This window comes from Prevotella aurantiaca (assembly GCF_015262605.1).
In the GTDB taxonomy this organism is placed as follows: Bacteria; Bacteroidota; Bacteroidia; order Bacteroidales; family Bacteroidaceae; genus Prevotella; species Prevotella aurantiaca.
In genome coordinates this window covers 1-20,261 of the sequence record NZ_JABZSJ010000050.1, presented here as the reverse complement: position 1 = coordinate 20,261, position 20,261 = coordinate 1, and the positions used below count along the sequence as shown (strand labels likewise).

Sequence of the window (20,261 nt, the reverse complement as noted above, 5' to 3'; positions counted from 1 at the left end):
TAAATAAAAGCGTTCCGTGAGCTTTCAGCCTACCAAATGTCCATTACGCCAAGAACGTTGAGTTTTTTCGTGTGCCAAAGCAAAATAAAAAACTAAGTAGGTTGTATAAATGAAAACTGAAAAGTACTAAGTTTCTTATTGAAAATGAAAAAAGGCTGAGTTCTTAAAAAGAAACTCAGCCTAAATAAAATCTATGTCAAATAAACTTTCAAAAAGTATTATTTTAATAAGTGAACAAAAAGTTTAGAATGTCCACTTCGCAGCAATTGTAGGAATAGCATAGAATTTATTATTCTTGCCTTTATTGTTCCATACAAAGTTGTTGCTTATTTCTACTTCAGTTCCTAACGAAAGGTTTACACCATTCATTCCTTTTAATGTGTTCAAGTTAAACCAGAATTGTGGCTCAGACAATAAAATAAGTTTTCCGCTTACATTTGGGTCATACCATAAATCACAGAAACCACTGAAGGTGCATAAACCTTTTGCAAAGTTCATGCCCCATACCTCAGTTAGTTGGAATCCACTATAAGGATGCGCACCATTAATTTTGTTCTTAAAGGTGTACTTATACATTAGCTGTACACTAAATGTCTTTGAAAAATCTTTGTTTGCCCAATTCCAAGCACCACCAAGGAGTACTGAATGTTGGAAACGACTTCCATAATAACTTGTTCCTGCTTCACCAGTTGTTGCTCCTCCATCATATTCTACATGGGCAGCCCAACGTTTGTTCTTAGAAATATTAAATTCTCTTGAGATTTCCCAATAAGCACCTACAACACCATCGCTCTTGTAATCAATATCAGTAAAAAGGAAAGTAGAACCCCATCTATCAGGTTTAAACATTTCTACTGTAGTTGTAACAGATGGACGATTTTTTAAATCGTCTGAAAGATTATGACCGAGGTCGTAGTGTAATTGCACATTTTGCGCTTGAACACTCCCCAAAATAGCCATGCAAATGATGGCCAGAGAAAAGATTTTTTTCATTAGTATTTAAGTTTGGATTAGAATTTGCCTGCAAAGTTACAAAAAAATCTTAATGCTTGTATCTTTTATTAGAAATATTGGTAACTTTGTCCTTACAATATGAGAATAGACATTATTACAGTATTACCAGAAATGCTTGAAGGCTTTGTTCATGAAAGCATTTTGGCACGAGCAGAAAAAAAAGGTTTAGCTGAGGTCCGATTGCATAATCTCCGCGATTATAGTCAAGATAAATGGCATCGTGTAGATGATTATCCTTTTGGCGGACAAGCAGGAATGGTTATGCAAATAGAACCAATAGATCGTTGTATCAGTGCTTTAAAAGAAGAGCGAGAATATGATGAGGTGATATTTACATCGCCAGATGGAGAACAATTCAATCAGAAGATGGCAAACGACTTGTCTTTAGGAGGCAATCTTATCATATTAGCAGGACATTATAAGGGCGTAGATCAACGCGTAAGAGAACATCTAATAACAAAAGAAATATCAATTGGAGATTTTGTCCTTACAGGTGGAGAACTTCCAGCAGCAATTATTGCAGATGCTGTAGTACGTATCATACCAGGTGTAATCGGAGATGAACAAAGTGCATTGTCCGATTGCTTTCAAGATAATATGCTCTCTGCTCCTATTTATACTCGTCCGCGAAACTATAAAGGCTGGGAAGTTCCAGAAATATTATTGAGCGGTCATGAGGCAAAAATCAATCAATGGGAATTTGAACAAGCAATGGAAAGAACAAAACGCTTGCGTCCAGACTTGCTAAAATAGTTTACTTAGAAAACATCATTAGCAATAACATTCTTGCAAAAGTTTTCACCAATATCGAATCCTTCTTTGTAAAGAGCTTCTAATTTATCAACATCTTTTTCCATTCTTCCTACTTCAATGGGGCGAATAGGACGTATAGCAATGATGTCTCCCCGTTTCTCATATTCGTCTATCATATCCAATTGTCTGTTGTAGGCTTCCAATCTATGACTTAATACAACACGCAATCGCGGATAATTCTTATAAATAAATTTTGGAATTTTTAAATCGCTTCCAGTATTGCGCCAACCTTTGTTGCGTGTGCAGATAACAACATTTTTCTTATGTCCTGTTTCTATGGCTCGCATAAGTGGAATAGAGTCTATAATTCCACCATCAAGCATAGGTCTTCCATCTACTTTTACTATTTTACTAACGTAAGGCAAACTACTTGATGCAAGTGCTATTTCATTCAATCTATGTTTATTGCCACTTCGTTCTTGCAGATATTCACTTCTACCAGTTTCACAATTAGTAGTAACTATTTCAAAAGTATAACCTAAATTTATCTTCTCAAAGTAGGTGTCATAGTCGTAAGGAATAATTTCATAAGGAAAACGTTTGTAGAGAAGTTCAGGATCAAAGATACAACCTTGTGTAACCAAATGACGAAAACCTATATAATCATATTTTGCAAGTAAATCAATGTTTGAAATTCTTGCTCTACGAGGTTGGCGACTCATGTACGAAAGACCATTGCAGGCTCCTGCAGAGACTGCAACTGTGTATTTAAAATAGAGGTAATATTTCATGAATGCATCTAAAACTCCAGCGGTAAAAACCCCTCGCATTCCTCCTCCTTCTAATACTAAGCCTGTATTTGTATTGATTTCCATTAAAATCTTAATAAAAACAGTGCAAAATTACTGAATTTATGGGAATTTTTATTATCTTTGCAGCTAAACTAATATATGAAAGCAGATATGTTTAAGAAAGAAACGTACATAGCTCGCCGCGTAGAGCTTAAGAAACTTGTAAAAGACGGCATTATACTTTTGTTTGGTAACAATGAGTCACCAGTAAATTCACCAGCGAATGGATATTCTCCTTTTCGCCAGGATTCATCATTCCTATACTATTTTGGTCAGAAACGTGATGGCCTTGTAGGCGTTATTGATGTCAATGAAGACAAAGATATGCTAATAGGAAATGATATTGACATCGAAGATATTGTATGGTTTGGAAGTGTTGATGCAGTTAGCGATCTTGCTGCTCAAGTAGGTGTTAGTAATACTGCACCAATGAGCGAGTTGAAGAATATTTGTGACAAGGCAAAAGCATCTAATAGAAAGATTCATTTCTTGCCTCCATATCGTGCAGATATTAAGATCCAAATATGTGATCTGCTTGGTATTCACCCTGATAAGCAGAAAGAGGAAGCAAGTCTTGATCTCATTAACGCTGTTGTAAAGATGCGTTCTGTTAAGACTGCTGAAGAAATTGAAGAGCTTGAACGTGCGGCTGTCATAGGTTACAAGATGCATACAACAGCAATGCGTATTACCAAGCCAGGACTTACAGAGAAATACGTAGCCGGTCAGATTGAAGGCATTGCCAATTCTTATGGTTCAATGGTCTCTTTCCCTATTATTTTCTCTCAACATGGTGAAATCATGCATGGAAATCCATCTATGGCAGAATTAGAAGATGGAAGACTTGTTTTGTGCGATTGTGGCGGTGAAACAATGAGTCATTACTGCTCAGATAATACACGAACATTCCCTGTTAATGGTAAATTCACACAGCGCCAGCTTGATATATATAATGTGGTAGTAGAAGCACATGATGCTGCGCTTAAATTATCTAAGCCTGGAGTTAAATATGCTGATGTTCATTTCGCTGTTTGCCGTATTATCTTCGAACGTATGAAGGAACTCGGATTAGCAAAAGGCGATACAGATGTAGCTGTTGCAGCAGGTGCACATGCTATGTTCTTACCTCACGGCTTAGGACACATGATGGGACTTGATGTTCACGATATGGAAGCTCTTGGTCAGATACATGTAGGATTTGATGAAGAAACTCGTCCAAACCTTGAACAATTTGGAACAAACTGCTTGCGTATGGGACGTCGTTTGCAAGAAGGTTTTGTAGTAACTGATGAACCTGGTATCTATTTCATTCCTGCTCTTATAGATGAATGGCGTGCAAAGAAACATTGTGCTGAATTCTTGAACTTTGATAAGCTTGATACATATAAGGATTTTGGTGGTATTCGTATAGAAGACGATATTCTCGTTACAGCCGATGGTTGCCGTTTCATAGGTAAAGACCTTATTCCTTATTATGCAAAAGATATAGAAGCATTCATGAATGCTTAATGAAAGTACACAAAGAAAACAAATTAATATTATTAACAACTTAAATTTTTAAAAGAAAGCCAGAAGATTAATTAAACTGGCAAGCATTTTAGAATCATGAAAAAAATTTTAGTGCTCGCACTTTTTGCTGTTATTGCAGCTGGTGCTAACGCAACTCCTAAAAAAGTTGCAAAGAAAGTTGACAACAGTCCTGTTTTTACGGTGATTAAGGAGAACCCTATCACAAGCATTAAGAACCAAAACCGTTCAGGTACTTGTTGGGATTATTCTACATTGGCTTACTTTGAGTCAGAAATATTGAAAGCAACAGGTAAGACTTATGACCTCTGTGAAAGCTTCGTTGCAAACAAAACTTACATGGATCGTGCAATTCAGGTAGTTCGTATGCATGGTGATGCTCAGTTCGCACAAGGTGGTTCTTGCTACGACCCTCTTTATTGTCTTGAGAACTATGGTATCTGCCCTGAAGGTGCTATGCCTTTCCCAGGTTCTTTAACAGGAGACTCATTGTTCAACTTCAATGAATTTTTCTCTTTGCTGGAGCCATACGTAAATGCAGTTGCAAGAAATAAGGCAAGCAAAATTTCTAATCAGTGGAAGGTCGGTTTCCAGGGTATTCTTGATGCTTATCTTGGTAAGTGCCCAGAGAAGTTTACATTCGAAGGCAAGACTTATACTCCAAAGCAGTTTGCTTCTAGCCTTGGTTTGAAGTGGAGCGACTATGTAACTATTACTTCTTATACACACCATCCATTCTATACTTCATTTGCTGTTGAGGTGCAAGACAACTGGCGTATGCCTCACTCTTACAACCTTCCTATGGACGAAATGATGAAGGTTATCGATAATGCTGTTATGAATGGTTATTGTGTAGCATGGGGCGGTGACGTTAGTGAGCCAGGTTTCACACGTGATGGTCTTGCTTATATGGTAGATGGCAATAAGGTTCAAAGCCTCCAAGGTAGCGATATGGCACGTTGGTTGGGTCTTTCTGCTACAAAGCAGCGCAGCCTTATCGATGAACTTGGTGCAAAAGTTCCTGAAGTAACTCCTACACAGGAAATGCGTCAAGAACGTTATGATACTTGGGAACTTACTGATGACCATGGTATGCTTATCTTTGGTATCGCTAAAGACCAATTTGGTAAAGAATACTACATGGTTAAGAACTCTTGGGGAGAAACAGGCAAATACAAAGGTATTTGGTATATGACTAAGGACTTCATTGCTGCAAATACAATGGATTACATGGTTAATAAGAATGGTATCCCTTCAGATATTCGCAAAAAGTTAGGCTTGTAATTTAAAGTCTAGCAACTTGCCTTATTAAATTCAAACAAGATTTTAATACGGTAAGATAGTTTTAAAAAAGTGTAAGTCTGTTTTGACTTACACTTTTTTTTTGTACCTTTACAAGCAGAAATAAAAATAATAAAGATGCAACTAAAATGGAACTACACACCATCTACATCTGAACAGACAAATGCGGCAAAAGAATTGGGTGAGAAACTCAGTATTAGTCCTGTTCTTGCCTCGTTGCTTATAAAGCGTGGAATAACGACGGAGAGTGCTGCAAAGCGTTTCTTTCGTCCACTACTTTCCGATCTTATAAATCCTTTTCTAATGCAAGATATGGATATTGCAGTTGATAGGTTGAATGATGCAATGGGACGTAAAGAACGTATTATGGTTTACGGAGATTATGACGTTGACGGTTGTACAGCAGTAGCATTGGTATATAAATTTCTTAGGCAGTTCTATTCTAATATAGATTACTACATTCCTGATCGTTATGAAGAGGGATATGGAGTAAGTAAAAAGGGGATAGACTTTGCAAAAGAAAGTGGAGTGAAGCTTATTATCATCCTTGATTGCGGTATAAAAGCTGTCGAAGAGATTACGTATGCTAAGGAGCAAGGCATTGATTTTATAATTTGCGACCATCATGTACCAGATGATAATATGCCTCCTGCTGTGGCAATATTAAATCCAAAACGTGCTGACGATAGTTTTCCATTTAAGGATTTGTGTGGTTGTGGTGTTGGCTTTAAATTTATGCAAGCCTTTGCTAAAAATAACAATATACCATTTTCACGTCTTATTCCACTTCTTGATTTCTGTGCTGTAAGTATTGCTGCAGACCTTGTTCCTGTAATTGGTGAGAATCGTATTCTTGCTTTTCATGGCTTAAAACAGCTAAATCAAAATCCGAGCGTAGGTTTACAAGCCATTGTAGATATCTGCGGACTCAGTGGACGAGAAATTTCAATGAGTGATATAATCTTTAAGATAGGTCCACGCATCAATGCTAGTGGCCGTATGGAGAGCGGAAGAGAAAGTGTTGATCTACTTGTAGAACGCGATTTAGCTACTGCGATATTGGAAGCGAAGCATATTGATAAATATAACGATAAACGAAAAGATGTAGATAGACAGATGACAGAAGAGGCTAACCAAATTGTTGAACGCTTGGAGAACCAAAAACATCAGAATAGCATTGTACTATACGATGAACATTGGAAGAAAGGAGTCATTGGTATTGTAGCATCTCGTTTAACAGAAATTTACTATCGTCCTACTATTGTTATTACACGTGAAGGCGAATTAGCAACAGGCTCAGCAAGAACAGCCGCTGGCTTCGACCTTTATTCTGCTATCAAGAGTTGCAGTGACCTACTTATCAATTTTGGTGGCCATACCTATGCAGCTGGTCTAACTTTGAAATGGGAAGATGTAAAAGAGTTTAGAAATCGCTTCCAGCAGTATGTTGATGAACATATCGAACCTTATCAAACTGAGGCAACATTAGATATTGATGCCATTATAGACTTTAAAGATATCACTAAGAAATTCCATAACGACTTAAAACGCTTTGCACCATTCGGACCAGAGAACGTAAAGCCTTTATTCTGTACAAAAGATGTATTCGATTTTGGTACTAGTAAAGTTGTAGGAAGAGAACAAGAGCACATTAAGTTGGAACTTGTTGATTCGAAATCCAATAATGTTATGAACGGAATAGCCTTTGGTCAAAGTGGTTCTGCACGCTATATAAAGTCGAAACGCTCATTTGATATAGTCTATACAATAGAGGATAATATTTTTAAACGTGGAGCTGTTCAGCTTCAGATAGAAGGTATTTGTCCTTCAGAAAACGAATGATAAGAGATTTAAAGCTGCAAATGGTTGTGTTATGACCTACAAAGAAATCCTTTATAAATATTGGGGCTATCCCGATTTTCGGGGCATTCAAAGTGAAGTTATAGAAAGTATAGGTGCTGGAAAAGACACATTGGGACTGATGCCGACTGGAGGTGGAAAGTCTATTACCTTTCAAGTACCTGCATTAGCAAAAGAAGGAGTGTGCATAGTCATCACTCCTTTAATTTCCTTGATGAAAGACCAGGTAGATAATCTCTGTCATCGACATATTAAAGCAGCAGCAATTTATTCAGGTTTGTCTCGCGATGAAATTATATCAACACTTGAAAACTGCATCTTTGGTGGTATAAAGTTACTTTACATTTCACCCGAACGTCTTAGTTCTGAATTATTTCAAGCAAAGCTAAAACACATGAAAGTGAGCTTTATCACTGTAGATGAGGCTCATTGTATTAGTCAATGGGGCTATGATTTCCGCCCTTCTTATCTTGAAATTATGAATATTAGGAAGTTACTTCCTGCTGTTCCAGTGCTTGCGCTTACAGCAACAGCTACTCCTGAAGTTGTGAAAGACATTCAACTCCGACTTGGATTTGCAGAAGAGAATGTTTTTAGAATGAGTTTTGAGCGCAAGAATCTTTCTTATGTTTTACGTACAACGCAAGAGAAATTTAACGAGATGCTTCATATATTACAATCGGTAGACGGCTCAGCTATTGTATATTGTCGAAGCAGAAAGCGTACAAAAGAAGCAGCAGAATTCTTGGTTAAGAGTGGAATTTCAGCAACATGGTATCATGCAGGCGTAGAAACTACCGACAAGAATAAGCGTCAAAATGCGTGGCAAGCCAACGAAATTCGTGTTATTGTAGCAACCAATGCCTTTGGAATGGGTATTGATAAAGCCAACGTTCGTTTGGTAATACACCTCGATCCACCGAGTTCCATCGAGGCTTACTTTCAAGAAGCAGGGCGAGCAGGTAGAGACGGTAAAAGGTCGTATGCTATTTTGCTCCACACGTTAGGTAATGATGTACGTAATTTACGAAAGCGAATAAATGAGAATTTCCCTACAAAAGAAGATATACGAACAATTTACGAACATCTGGCATACTTCTATCAGGTTGGTGTAGAAAGTGGGAGAGACTCTACTTTCGAGTTTCCAATTGATAAATTCTGTATCTATTTTCATCATTTTCCTATCCAAGTCAATGCAGCCTTGCAAATATTGACTCGTGCTGGATATATTGACTACGACCCAGACCCAGAATCAAAGGCGCGTATACATTTTATTTTATCTCGTGATGAACTATATAAGTTAGGCGAACAAACCAATGAAGAAGAACTGGTTATCTCGGCATTACTGCGAAATTATTCAGGTTTATTCACAGACTATCGATATATTGACGAAAGCTATATTGCTGATATAGTTGGCTTAGATAGGGATCAAATTTATCATATATTGCAGAATCTTAGTAGGAAACGCATTATAAATTTTATTCCGCGCAAGAATATTCCAATTATTAAGTATCTTCAAGATCGCGTTGATAGCGAAGAGTTGGTCATTTCAAAAGCTGTTTACGAAGACAGAAAAGAAACGTTTGAGAACCGCATTGCAGCAATGATAAGTTATTTGAAAAACGATTATACATGTCGTAGTCGTCAACTTTTACGTTATTTTGGTGAAGACCGAAGTTCTGATTGTGGTTGTTGCGATATTTGTTTATCTTATAAAGGTGAAAATAAACCTTTGAAAAAGTCTCTTCGTAAAACCATACTTTCGTTGTTGGCAGATGGCAAGAAACACCATATTACAGAGCTTAAAGGGATAGATACTAATGCTTCCGTAACTAATCAAGAAACACTGCAAGTAGCCTTAGAAGAACTTATTGCAGAAGAATACATATATATGGAAGGCAGCTACGTTTACCAAAACACTAAATCGTAGTTTCCTTTCTGCATTAGAAGGTATTTCTGCCAATTCTGACATATAGCTACTGACAATACTGTCAGTAGCTTTTTTTGATGCAATCCTATCCTGTTCGCCCGATATTTCTTTTTGTTTCTACATTTCCCTTTTGTGCCTTAATGCTGTGTTGTGGTTTTTCCAATAGGGTATAAATGTAGGTATAATGCTTAAAGCAATATTTCTTTAAAAACCTACTCTGTAATTATCAGATAATCAGATGTTTATAAGGGCGTTTCAAAAGCGTAGATTTTGCAAGGTAAAAGCGGCTGTTTTACCGTCCAAAAGCGGCTCTTTTGCAAAGCGAAAACGCCGCTTTTGCCTCGTCAAAGAATATGTCTTGCATTTTCGCCCTACTATTTTCGTCTTATTTCTTTTTTGGCACGGTTTTCGTATATTGATTGGCGAATGCGCAGAAAGCGTGTTTCAATATGCTTGAAAACTTGAAATTAAAAATACAAACAATTATGACAATTAAACCATTAGCAGACAGAGTGCTTATTCTCCCAATCGAAGCGGAGCAGAAAGTAGGTGGAATTATTATTCCTGACACAGCAAAAGAAAAGCCACAGCGTGGCAAGGTGGTTGCTGTTGGTAACGGTACAAAAGACGAAGATATGATTTTGAAGGTCGGCGACGAAGTTTTCTATGGCAAGTATGCCGGCACCGAAATCGAAAACGATGGCGAGAAGTATCTTATGATGCGTCAAAGCGACGTTCTTGCTGTTGTAGAATAAAAAATAAAAGTGAGCGTTCTCTGTGCATTTACACCTTATTATATATAAGGGAGTGGGCTGTATGAGAACATCGCAACAAATAAAACATAGAAAAACAGAATACATAAAATAAGACAAACAAAATGGCTAAAGATATTAAATTCAACAAAGACGCCCGCGAATTGCTCAAGAGCGGTGTAGACCAACTTGCTGATGCAGTAAAAGTTACATTAGGTCCTAAGGGTAGAAACGTAGTTATCGGAAAGAAGTTCGGTGCTCCTCAAATCACAAAAGACGGTGTTACGGTAGCAAAGGAAATAGAACTTGAAGACAGTTTCGAGAATGCAGGCGCACAGCTCGTTAAGAGTGTTGCAAGCAAAACAGGCGACGACGCAGGCGATGGTACAACAACTGCAACCATTCTGACACAGGCTATCGTTACAGAAGGCTTGAAGAATGTGGCTGCTGGTGCCAATCCAATGGACTTGAAGCGTGGTATCGACAAGGCTGTCAATAAAGTTGTAGACTTCATTAAGGAAAGTGCCGAGATTGTTGGCGACAACTATGATAAGATAGAACAGGTAGCAACCGTAAGTGCCAACAACGACCCTGAAATTGGTAAGTTGCTTGCTGACGCTATGCGAAAGGTTTCCAAAGATGGTGTAATTACCATTGAAGAAAGTAAAACACGAGAAACTAGCATAGATGTTGTTGAAGGTATGCAGTTCGATCGTGGCTATCTTTCAAGCTATTTTGTAACGGATACTGATAAGATGGAAGTTCTTATGGAGAACCCATATATCCTTATCTACGATAAGAAGATTTCTAATGTAAAAGATTTCTTACCTATTTTGCAACCTGCTGCTGAAAGCGGCCGCCCATTGTTAGTTATCGCTGAAGATGTTGATTCAGAAGCTTTAACAACATTAGTGGTAAACCGTTTACGTGGAGGATTGAAGATCTGTGCTGTTAAGGCTCCAGGTTTTGGTGATCGTCGCAAGGCTATGCTTGAAGACATTGCTGTATTGACTGGTGGTATTGTTATCAGCGAGGACAAGGGTTTGACACTCGATAAGGCAACACTCGAAATGTTGGGTTCAGCTAAGAAAGTTACCGTTTCTAAGGATTTTACAACAATTGTTGATGGTGCAGCTTCTAAAGAGAACATCGCTGAGCGTGTAAACCTTATCAAGAGTGAGATTGCAAATACAAAGAGTCAGTATGATAAGGAAAAACTACAAGAGCGCTTGGCAAAACTTGCTGGCGGTGTTGCAGTGCTTTACGTAGGTGCTAACTCTGAAGTAGAGATGAAAGAAAAGAAAGATCGCGTAGACGATGCACTTTGCGCAACTCGTGCAGCAACAGAAGAAGGTGTTGTTGTAGGTGGTGGTACAACTTATATCCGCGCTCAAGAGGTTTTGAAAGACCTTACAGGCGAAAATCCTGACGAACAGACAGGTATCAATATTGTTTGCCGTGCCATCGAAGAACCACTTCGCCAGATTGTTTCTAACGCTGGTGGTGAGGGCGCAGTGGTTGTCAATAAGGTACGTGAAGGCAAGGGCGACTTTGGTTACAACGCTCGTCGCGACCAATACGAAGACTTGCGTGCAGCAGGTGTTATCGACCCAGCTAAGGTTTCTCGTGTAGCTTTGGAGAATGCAGCTTCAATCGCTGGTATGTTCCTCACAACTGAATGTATCGTTGTTGATAAACCTGAAGAAACTCCAGCTATGCCAGCAAACCCAGGTATGGGAGGCATGATGTAAGCAGATTGACAAACAAGTATAAATAAAAAACGGAGAAGTTCAAACTTGAACTTCTCCGTTTTTTGCAATATATTCCATTACTAATACGGCACCATGAAAAAAACAAACGCCATCTGAAAATTTTCTGATTGGTCATTTGACGAGTGTTTTAATGGTATAATAAAAAGGCCTTAAAGTAATATGACGTGAGTTCGACATAGGAATTACGCCAGTATATTATTTACAAGATATTTAAAAAAAGAATAGATTATGATTTAATATGCTTATAATCAAAAATAGATGAAGTATCTTCGTCCTCAAGTTCTTACACCGGACTCAAGTTATTTATGAACGAAAAGAAGACGGTAAAGATGTAAATATTTTTTAAATCACAACTATCGCTTAACCATCTATCTATCAGTGTATTACAAAACCGATTGTTTCGTGTTCCAAAAGTGGCTGTTTTGTTCGGTAAAAGCGGCTGTTTTGCAATGTTAAAACGCAGTTGTCGCTTTTTAACAGAACTATCTTTATAAAGTTAAATTAAAAATCTCTCATTATTTCATTAGGGAACTTGTTTAAAAACATCTGCAAGATTACTTATTTAACCCGCTTTCTTATATTGAATTCACATTAATATAAACAAAAAAGGCGAGAAAAATTCACGCCTTAATCATAGAATGGTGAATTTATTAATCATTAGGCCAACCACACCAACCACATTGTTCACATTCATAGTTACTTCCTCCCCAATATGCATCATTTCCACATCTTGGACACTCTATTGGTTCGTTTCGGTCAGGATCTTCTTCACCATCATCGTTATAATACCCAGAATCTGCATACTCATCACAATCTTCTGGATAACTGATGTCTCCAAAATTATCGTTATTGCGTTCACAATAATACCATGGATAATTTTTCTCGAGACAATTGTCGCATTCTTCGCAGGCTCCTAAATAGCGATAATCAATAGTCTTTATAGCCATAATATTTATATTTAAATGTAATCTAATAGTTATACAAATATGACTGATATCAAATCAGATAAAATAAAACTTTTTGATATATTTTACCTTAAATATCATTCATAAATATCAGATAATCAATACAGATTATTGCAAAGTAGTTGCTCTGTAGAAAATTGCATCGCAAATATTATTTCAGCGAAAGCTAAGACAACTTCTTGCGAAGTTCTTCTATAATTGCCTTGATAGTTTCAATCTTCTCTTCCGAGTCGCTTTGCTTCTTGCGTTCCTTAGCAATCACAGCTTCGGGAGCGTGCGCCACAAAGTTTTCGTTAGAGAGTTTTGCTTTTACACCTTTCAGGAAACCTTCCAAGTGCGCAAGTTCCTTTTCTAATTTCTCGATTTCAGCCTTTACATCAATCAGGTTTCCAAGCGGAACTGCAAAACCGTCAGTGCCTACCATAAAGCCAGAAGCGTCAGAACTCTTTTCGTTTACTACATTAATGCTTTCGAGATTGCCCATTTTCGCAATCACGCAGTTGTATGCCTCATAGTTGTTTTTACCCACAACCTCTAAAGAAAGCAATACTTTTGGAGCAATGTTCTTTTGGTTGCGAACGGTGCGAATGCCGCCAACTATTTGCTTCATATTCTCTATTTCGGCAATCAAAGTCTTTTCTTCGTTGGTAGGAAGTGCCAATTCGAGTTTCTCCAACATAATGCTTTCGCCTTCGTTACGATTGTAGATGTGTTGCCAAAGTTCCTCTGTAATGAATGGCATGAATGGGTGTAGCATCTTCAAGAGGGTATTAAAGAAACGGAGCGTTGCGTCGTAGGTCTGCTTGTCAATGGGTTTGCCATATTCAGGTTTAATCATTTCTAAGTACCAACTTGAGAACTCGTCCCAGAAAAGCTTGTAAACTGTCATCAAAGCTTCTGATATGCGATAGCTCTTGAATTGTTCTTCCATTTCAGAATTCACTTCTTTTAGCTTTGAATCGAACCATTTTATAGCTATTTTATTAGCTTCGGGCTGTTCTATATCTGCTGTTTCCCAACCTTGAACAAGGCGGAAGGCATTCCATATCTTGTTGTTGAAGTTACGTCCTTGCTCGCAAAGACTTTCATCAAATAATATATCGTTACCTGCTGGTGCAGAAAGCATCATTCCCATACGTACACCATCAGCTCCATATTTATCTATTAACTCTAATGGGTCGGGAGAATTGCCAAGGCTCTTACTCATCTTTCGTCCGATATTGTCGCGCACGATGCCTGTGAAATAAACGTGCTTGAATGGGAAAGTCTGGCGGTATTCATAGCCAGCCATAATCATACGAGCAACCCAGAAGAAAATTATATCTGGACCTGTAACTAAGTCACTCGTTGGATAATAATACTTTATTTCTTCATTGTCGGGGTTGTTAATTCCATCAAATACTGAGATTGGCCATAACCAACTAGAGAACCACGTATCTAGACAATCGCTTTCTTGTTCCAAGTCAGCCATTGTTATATGAGGATTTAAAACCTTTGCTTGTTCAAGTGCTTTTTCGTCGGTTTCTGCTACCACAGTTGTAGGTTTGCCACTTTCGTCTTTAAAGTAATAAGCAGGGATTCGATGTCCCCACCAAAGTTGGCGGCTGATACACCAATCCTTTATATTCTCCAGCCAATGACGATAGGTGTTCTTGTACTTCTTTGGATAGAACTCAATCTCATCATTCATTACAGGATCGAGTGCGATGTCTGCAAAATGTTGCATTTTCAAGAACCATTGCGTTGAAAGCTTCGGTTCGATAGGCACGTTAGTACGTTCAGAGTAGCCCACCTTATTATCGTAATCTTCCACTTTCTCCATTAAATCAGCAGTTTTAAGGTCAATGGCAATTTGCTTGCGTACCTCCATACGATCCTTACCAATATATAAGCCAGCAGCTTCGGATAATGTTCCATTATCATTAAATATATCAATGGTTTCTAAGCCGTGCTTCAAACCGAGTGTGTGGTCGTTGATATCGTGGGCAGGAGTAACCTTTAAACAACCCGTACCAAACTGAATATCTACATACGAGTCCTCTATGATAGGAATACAACGACCTACCAATGGTACAATAACACGCAATCCTTTCAGCCAAGTATTCTTTATATCGTCTGGATTGATACACATAGCTGTGTCGCCCATAATAGTTTCTGGACGTGTGGTAGCTACTACTGCGTAATAACCCTTTTCATCTTTATGCATCACATTGTCGTCATGTTTGCGTTCAACCTTAGATTGGTCTTCTGGCGCAATGTAATATTTAAGATTGTAAAGCTTTGAATGTTCGTCTTTGTAAATAACTTCCTCGTCAGAAAGAGCAGTTTCTGCACTAGGGTCCCAATTCACCATACGTACACCACGATAGATTAAGCCCTTCTTATATAAATCGCAGAATACCTTAATAACACCTTCGCTACGCTTCTCGTCCATTGTAAAGGCAGTACGTTCCCAATCACATGAACAACCAAGTTTACGTAACTGCTTTAAAATAATACCTCCATGTTCGTCAGTCCATGCCCATGCGTGCTTTAAAAATTCTTCTCTTGTAAGGTCGGCTTTATTTATTCCTTCTTGTGCGAGTTTGTTTACAACTTTCGCTTCGGTAGCAATGCTAGCGTGGTCAGTACCAGGAACCCAGCAAGCATTCTTTCCTTCCATACGTGCATGACGTACAAGAATATCTTGAATGGTGTTATTGAGCATATGTCCCATATGCAATACTCCCGTTACGTTGGGCGGTGGTATAACCACAGTATAAGGCTCACGTCCATCTGGCTTAGAGCTGAAAAGTTTATTGTTGAGCCAATACTCATACCACCTCGCTTCCACGTTTTGTGGGTCGTACTTACTTGCTAATTCCATAAGTTGTATATTATTATTTCTTTATTATCTTTAAAAACGATGCAAATTTACGAAAAAATCAGTTGAAATCTGTATCTTTGCATAACAATTAGCAGTACACTGTACTTCTTTTAACTTTAAATTTGATAAGATTGCATACAAAAGAAGAAAAAATTGCGGCATTTGAACGTTTGCTTGATATACAAGAACGATTGAGAAAGGAATGTCCATGGGATAGGAAACAAACCTTTGAAAGTTTGCGTCCCAATACAATAGAAGAAACGTTTGAACTTGCTGATGCTTTGATGAAGCACGACAAGAAGAATATCTGTAAAGAACTCGGTGATGTTATGGAGCACGTTGTATTTTATGCGTTGCTTGGTAGCGAAACAAACGATTTCGATATTGCTGACGTTTGTAATGCTCAATCGGATAAACTGATGTTCCGTCATGATTTTATAGATTGGACCGGATGGATAGTTGATGATGATAAAATGGCAATTAACAAACAAGGTCAGGTTGTTTATAAGGACGAATTAAATACAGATAGTCAAGCAGCAACCTCTTCAAATGGTAATGTACCGTCTACTGCGACACAAGTTGAATCTACATGGGAACAGCGAAAACAAAAAGAAAGAGAAGGTAATAAGATGGTTTTGTCTGGAGTTCCTGACTCACTGCCCAGTCTTATAAAGGCATATAGAATACAAGATAAAGCCCGAAATGTTGGTTTTGATTGGGAAAAGAAAGAAGATGTCTGGGAAAAAGTAAGCGAAGAACTTAAAGAACTGAAAGTAGAATTGGCACGAGAAGATAAGGAGAACTCAACAAAAGAGTTGGGAGATTTCCTATTTTCAGTTATCAATGCTGCTCGATTATATAAACTCAATCCTGACAATGCTCTCGAACATACTAATCAAAAGTTTATATCACGCTTTACATATGTTGAGAAACAGGCAAAGGAACTTGGTAAAGAATTGAAAGATATGACTTTGGAAGAAATGGATAAACTATGGGATGAAGCAAAAAACATAGAAAAAACAAGTAACATTACTTAATATTAATAATATGAAAAGATTGCAAATAATAATTGTTTTTGCACTGATAGCAACAATTTTTACTGGTTGTAAGAACGATAAAGCAAACAAAGTAATAAGTCCAACTGCTAATAAGACTGATTCGCTTAATGCGGGCGATACAACCATCTATGGTACAATGCTTGATGGTGGTATGAACTCTATATTGTTATTGACCGATGCGGGTGATACATTAGAGATTATTCAAAATCCTAACGATACTACTGAAGTTGTAAAAGGTGGCAAACTCAGTGGTGATCGTTTTGCTGTAATCGCTTATAAAGAGTATGGTGATATGATTTTACGTAATGCAATTAACATAACATCGTTACTTGGGAGTTGGACAAGTCTTGATAAAAACTTTGAAATAAAAGAGGGTGGGGAAGTAACATCTATGCTTCAGTCAGAGAAGAATGTATGGACATCATGGAAGATATTTAATGGCAAACTTTTGCTGTCAAGAGATACTTTCGACGTGATAGAACTTGGCGCAGACTCAATGGCACTTGAAAATAAAGCTGGGATATTTGTATTCGGGCGTAAGAAATAGTCGTGACTCCTTTTAAAATACATATATTAGGTTGTGGAAGCGCTTTACCCACGCTCCATCATAATGCAACTAGTCAAATAGTAGAAATACGTGGTAAGTTCTTTATGATAGATTGCGGAGAGGGTACGCAAATTCAAGTGCGTCGATCAAAGGTGCATTTCTCGAAAGTACAAGCAGTATTTATTTCGCATCTTCATGGCGACCATTGTTTTGGACTATTCGGCATGATTTCTACTTTTGGTATGACAGGGCGCACCGCGCCTCTTCAGATATATGCACCGAAAGAGTTTGAAGACTATTTTAAGCTCTCAATGGAACTATTCTGTAAAGGTCTTGAATATAAAGTTATTTTCCACCCTGTAGATACAACAGAAACAAATGTTATCTATGAAGACAAAAGTCTTACGGTAGAAACTATTCCATTAGAACATCGAGTACCTTGTTGCGGATTTCTGTTTCGCGAAAAGCCTACAGCACCGCATATTCGCCGTGATATGATAGATTACTACAATATTCCTATCAGTCAAATCAATAACGTAAAGGCCGGATCAGATTGGACTACTATTGATGGAGACATTATTCCTAATAGTCGTCTTACAACCCCAGCCGACAATCCACGTAGCTATGCCTATTGTTCTGATACAAGATATATGAAGCAGCTATATAAAAAGGTGATTGGTGTAAATGTGCTCTACCATGAAAGTACTTATGCGAGCGAACATAAGGATCGTGCAAAAACATATTATCACAGCACATCGCAAGAAGCTGCAACAGTAGCTCATGAAGCTTGTGTCGGAAAATTACTTTTGGGCCATTATTCCGCACGTTATATAAACGAAGATGTACTTTTAAGCGAGGCAAAGGCTATTTTTCCTAATAGTTTCCTTACCAACGAAGGTATGGTGTTCGAAGTATAATCTAACATTACTTTTCTCTCTAACTGCAGTATATATAAAGTCGCCACAGTAAGAAATACTGTGGCGACTTTACGTTTAAGGCTTTCTTGCTTAGATTAGTGTGAGTTCGAGACAAAAGAAAGTCGTGTGAAGAATTGTGGAATTGAATATCGAAAATGAAAAATTAATTATATTGAACTTATCTCTCTTTGTTAATGTTAGAAAACACTCTCAACATATTTAAAAATTAATAAGACCATTTAGAAAAAACGTAATTACATTTTTTTATTTTATAATTATATTTTCTGATTTTGTAATTATAATTTTTTACACGACTTATTTATTTCGAATTTATGTTCGCATAGAAATTTGTAGATTGTTATATCCTATCTATCTTTCTAATTTCTTATAATTCTATCGTAATACATAATTACGTATTACTTGTAAACTGTTTCTGGCTACTTTTTTACAACTTTCGTACCATTCACAATATAGATTCCCTTTGGAAGGTCTTTCAAATCTTTATCCAATCTCATTCCACTCATAGAGTAAATACCTTTTGGAGCTACTGCATTCACAACTGGTGTAGTGATTGCAGTAGGATCTTTCGTTATAACAATCTTACTTTTTACCACATTGTTACCAACTGTTACACAACGCATAGATGGGTTATAGACAGCTCCAGCTGGTTGAGTAATACTGCAGCCATTTAATGTAAGCGATGCTATATCAAGTATCGAACCGGTTTCTTTACCTTCTACTGTTACCGTAGCATTTTGGATAGTTACATGCTCTATCATGCCGTCATTTCCGGTGATACCATATTTACCACTTTTTGCATTTACGATACAATTGTCAATGGTCAAATCAGTTCCCATTGCAAAGAAAGCACAATTATCTCCACCTTCTACATTGAGGGTTCCACCACCAGTGATAAACATTGGAGCTCTAAATCCAACAGCTGTACGTATTGAGGTTAGATTATTAGTGCCGATGACTTTTACTGTTAGTCCATCAATTTTTGAAGAAATTGCATCATTTTCTCCAGAATTGATAGTTGCATTTTCCAGTGTTAAGGTCTTGGTTTCTGGGTCATAACTTACTTTTCCGCTAACTCCAGCTATCATCGAGAGATCATTACAATTGTTTGAGCTTACTTGTGAGTTAGAAATCCAGAGATCGTACATGGTTTGCGCCTGAACTGGTGATGTTAGTGTCAACATTGCGATAAATAATACAATAACTATTGCACATTTGTCTTTAAGTAATGTTTTATACATTTAAATTTATACCTCCCTATTGAAACTCTTGATAGAGTAACGCCGTGTCGAAGGTTTGGGCGTTTAGGTTAACTTTTGAATATTTGATGGTATCTAAATAATTAGTATTTTATAGCATTCTCCTCAAGACCTTTTACAGAATTGAATTATCAGCATAATTGCTATTTATGATATTTAGGGGTGTTCAACTAGAGAATGCAAAAGTACAAAATGTTTTTCAATTGGCTTTATTTGTTATATGGAATCTTCTGGTATAAACTATTTATGTATAATCACCCATGGTATATAAATTTAATACCATGGATGATAATTCTTTTGACTACTTCTTTACGGTTTTTTGCCGTTAATGATGTAGATACCCTTTGACAAGTCTTTTTCGTTCCCATTGAGTTTCACACCACTAAGAGTATAGATTTCTTGTGGAGCTACAGAGTTGCTGGTTGTAGTATTGATACCTGTTGGGTCTCTCACGATGAGAATTTTGGTCTTTACAACTTTCCTATTGACAACTAGACCACCACTTGAACGGTCGAATCTTCATTCTTCAGGTTCCTTTATATAGAACCTATGAGAGAAAAATCATCGTAGTATAGGATAGAACCCTCTTTTGTTCCTGTAAGTTGTCAACAACAAATGTCACTCAAGGCAATTACTAATGAGCCGCTTCTTCCTAAAACCGCAGAAACTCCTACTGATAGTACTGAAAATGACAATACATGTCGTTTACTTATCGTTGAAGATAATTACGATATAGCGACTTACATTGGTTCACTCTTTTCCCAAAGCTATGCTATTTCCTATGCTGGGAATGGAAAGGAAGGATTGGAAAAAACGGGCTATATGACAAAAATGTGCTTAAAATCCTTGTAACTACCTAATAATCATTAT

Annotated in this window: 17 protein-coding genes; 11 read left to right on the top strand and 6 right to left on the bottom strand. The window is 37.5% G+C overall.

Going from position 1 to position 20,261, the window contains the following annotated elements:
• Positions 1–243: 243 nt before the first annotated feature.
• A complete protein-coding gene (locus HXN26_RS08680; RefSeq protein WP_273160683.1) occupies positions 244–993 on the bottom strand; it encodes a nucleoside-specific channel-forming Tsx family protein in 750 nt (249 codons plus the stop codon).
• 99 nt (positions 994–1,092) lie between these two features.
• Between HXN26_RS08680 and trmD the strand changes: the two genes are divergently transcribed.
• The gene (trmD, locus tag HXN26_RS08675) at positions 1,093–1,767 is read left to right on the top strand and encodes a tRNA (guanosine(37)-N1)-methyltransferase TrmD (protein ID WP_025001268.1); all 675 of its coding nucleotides are present in this window, start codon (positions 1,093–1,095) and stop codon (positions 1,765–1,767) included.
• 5 nt (positions 1,768–1,772) lie between these two features.
• Here trmD and HXN26_RS08670 read toward each other — a convergent pair whose 3' ends face one another.
• Positions 1,773–2,642 (bottom strand): patatin-like phospholipase family protein, encoded by an 870-nt coding sequence (locus HXN26_RS08670; protein WP_025001267.1) that lies wholly within the window; start codon positions 2,640–2,642, stop codon positions 1,773–1,775.
• 87 nt (positions 2,643–2,729) lie between these two features.
• Here HXN26_RS08670 and HXN26_RS08665 point away from each other — a divergent pair, with 87 nt between their 5' ends.
• The 6 genes from HXN26_RS08665 to groL all read left to right on the top strand — a co-directional run bounded on the left by HXN26_RS08665 (position 2,730) and on the right by groL (position 11,740).
• Entirely contained in the window at positions 2,730–4,127 is a 1,398-nt protein-coding gene (locus HXN26_RS08665; protein WP_273160681.1) for an aminopeptidase P family protein, read from the top strand.
• A 96-nt stretch (positions 4,128–4,223) separates the two neighbouring features.
• Positions 4,224–5,429, top strand: a complete 1,206-nt coding sequence (locus HXN26_RS08660; RefSeq protein WP_273160678.1) for a C1 family peptidase — start codon at positions 4,224–4,226, stop codon at positions 5,427–5,429.
• 135 nt (positions 5,430–5,564) lie between these two features.
• Positions 5,565–7,289, top strand: coding sequence for a single-stranded-DNA-specific exonuclease RecJ (recJ, locus tag HXN26_RS08655; protein WP_025001265.1), 1,725 nt, complete (start codon positions 5,565–5,567; stop codon positions 7,287–7,289).
• 31 nt (positions 7,290–7,320) lie between these two features.
• Positions 7,321–9,237: a RecQ family ATP-dependent DNA helicase gene (locus HXN26_RS08650; RefSeq protein WP_273160676.1), complete on the top strand. Its 1,917-nt coding sequence runs from the start codon at positions 7,321–7,323 to the stop codon at positions 9,235–9,237.
• 485 nt (positions 9,238–9,722) lie between these two features.
• Positions 9,723–9,992, top strand: coding sequence for a co-chaperone GroES (locus tag HXN26_RS08645; RefSeq protein ID WP_014710159.1), 270 nt, complete (start codon positions 9,723–9,725; stop codon positions 9,990–9,992).
• 122 nt (positions 9,993–10,114) lie between these two features.
• Positions 10,115–11,740 carry a chaperonin GroEL gene (gene groL, locus HXN26_RS08640; protein WP_273160669.1) on the top strand — a complete coding sequence of 542 codons (1,626 nt, stop codon included), beginning with the start codon at positions 10,115–10,117 and terminating at the stop codon, positions 11,738–11,740.
• Positions 11,741–12,411: 671 nt separating this feature from the next.
• Here the strand turns inward: groL and HXN26_RS08635 are convergent.
• Both HXN26_RS08635 and HXN26_RS08630 read right to left on the bottom strand, forming a co-directional pair.
• Positions 12,412–12,708, bottom strand: a complete 297-nt coding sequence (locus tag HXN26_RS08635; RefSeq protein WP_273160667.1) for a hypothetical protein — start codon at positions 12,706–12,708, stop codon at positions 12,412–12,414.
• Between the two features lie 184 nt (positions 12,709–12,892).
• Positions 12,893–15,592: a valine--tRNA ligase gene (locus HXN26_RS08630; RefSeq protein WP_273160665.1), complete on the bottom strand. Its 2,700-nt coding sequence runs from the start codon at positions 15,590–15,592 to the stop codon at positions 12,893–12,895.
• A 131-nt stretch (positions 15,593–15,723) separates the two neighbouring features.
• Here HXN26_RS08630 and mazG point away from each other — a divergent pair, with 131 nt between their 5' ends.
• Genes mazG through HXN26_RS08615 form a run of 3 tightly spaced genes read left to right on the top strand, consistent with a single transcriptional unit; the run spans position 15,724 to position 18,114 of the window.
• The gene (mazG, locus tag HXN26_RS08625) at positions 15,724–16,629 is read left to right on the top strand and encodes a nucleoside triphosphate pyrophosphohydrolase (RefSeq protein WP_025000191.1); all 906 of its coding nucleotides are present in this window, start codon (positions 15,724–15,726) and stop codon (positions 16,627–16,629) included.
• 10 nt (positions 16,630–16,639) lie between these two features.
• Positions 16,640–17,197 (top strand): lipocalin-like domain-containing protein, encoded by a 558-nt coding sequence (locus tag HXN26_RS08620; protein WP_273160663.1) that lies wholly within the window; start codon positions 16,640–16,642, stop codon positions 17,195–17,197.
• Between the two features lie 2 nt (positions 17,198–17,199).
• Entirely contained in the window at positions 17,200–18,114 is a 915-nt protein-coding gene (locus HXN26_RS08615; protein ID WP_273160661.1) for a ribonuclease Z, read from the top strand.
• 437 nt (positions 18,115–18,551) lie between these two features.
• Here HXN26_RS08615 and HXN26_RS08610 read toward each other — a convergent pair whose 3' ends face one another.
• Positions 18,552–19,316, bottom strand: a complete 765-nt coding sequence (locus tag HXN26_RS08610; protein WP_273160659.1) for a peptidase — start codon at positions 19,314–19,316, stop codon at positions 18,552–18,554.
• A gap of 384 nt (positions 19,317–19,700) precedes the next feature.
• Positions 19,701–19,844 (bottom strand): hypothetical protein, encoded by a 144-nt coding sequence (locus HXN26_RS08605; protein ID WP_159102258.1) that lies wholly within the window; start codon positions 19,842–19,844, stop codon positions 19,701–19,703.
• A gap of 162 nt (positions 19,845–20,006) precedes the next feature.
• On the opposite strand from HXN26_RS08605, the gene HXN26_RS08600 reads away from it, so the two are divergent.
• Entirely contained in the window at positions 20,007–20,243 is a 237-nt protein-coding gene (locus HXN26_RS08600) for a hypothetical protein (protein WP_273160657.1), read from the top strand.
• Positions 20,244–20,261: the final 18 nt, after the last annotated feature.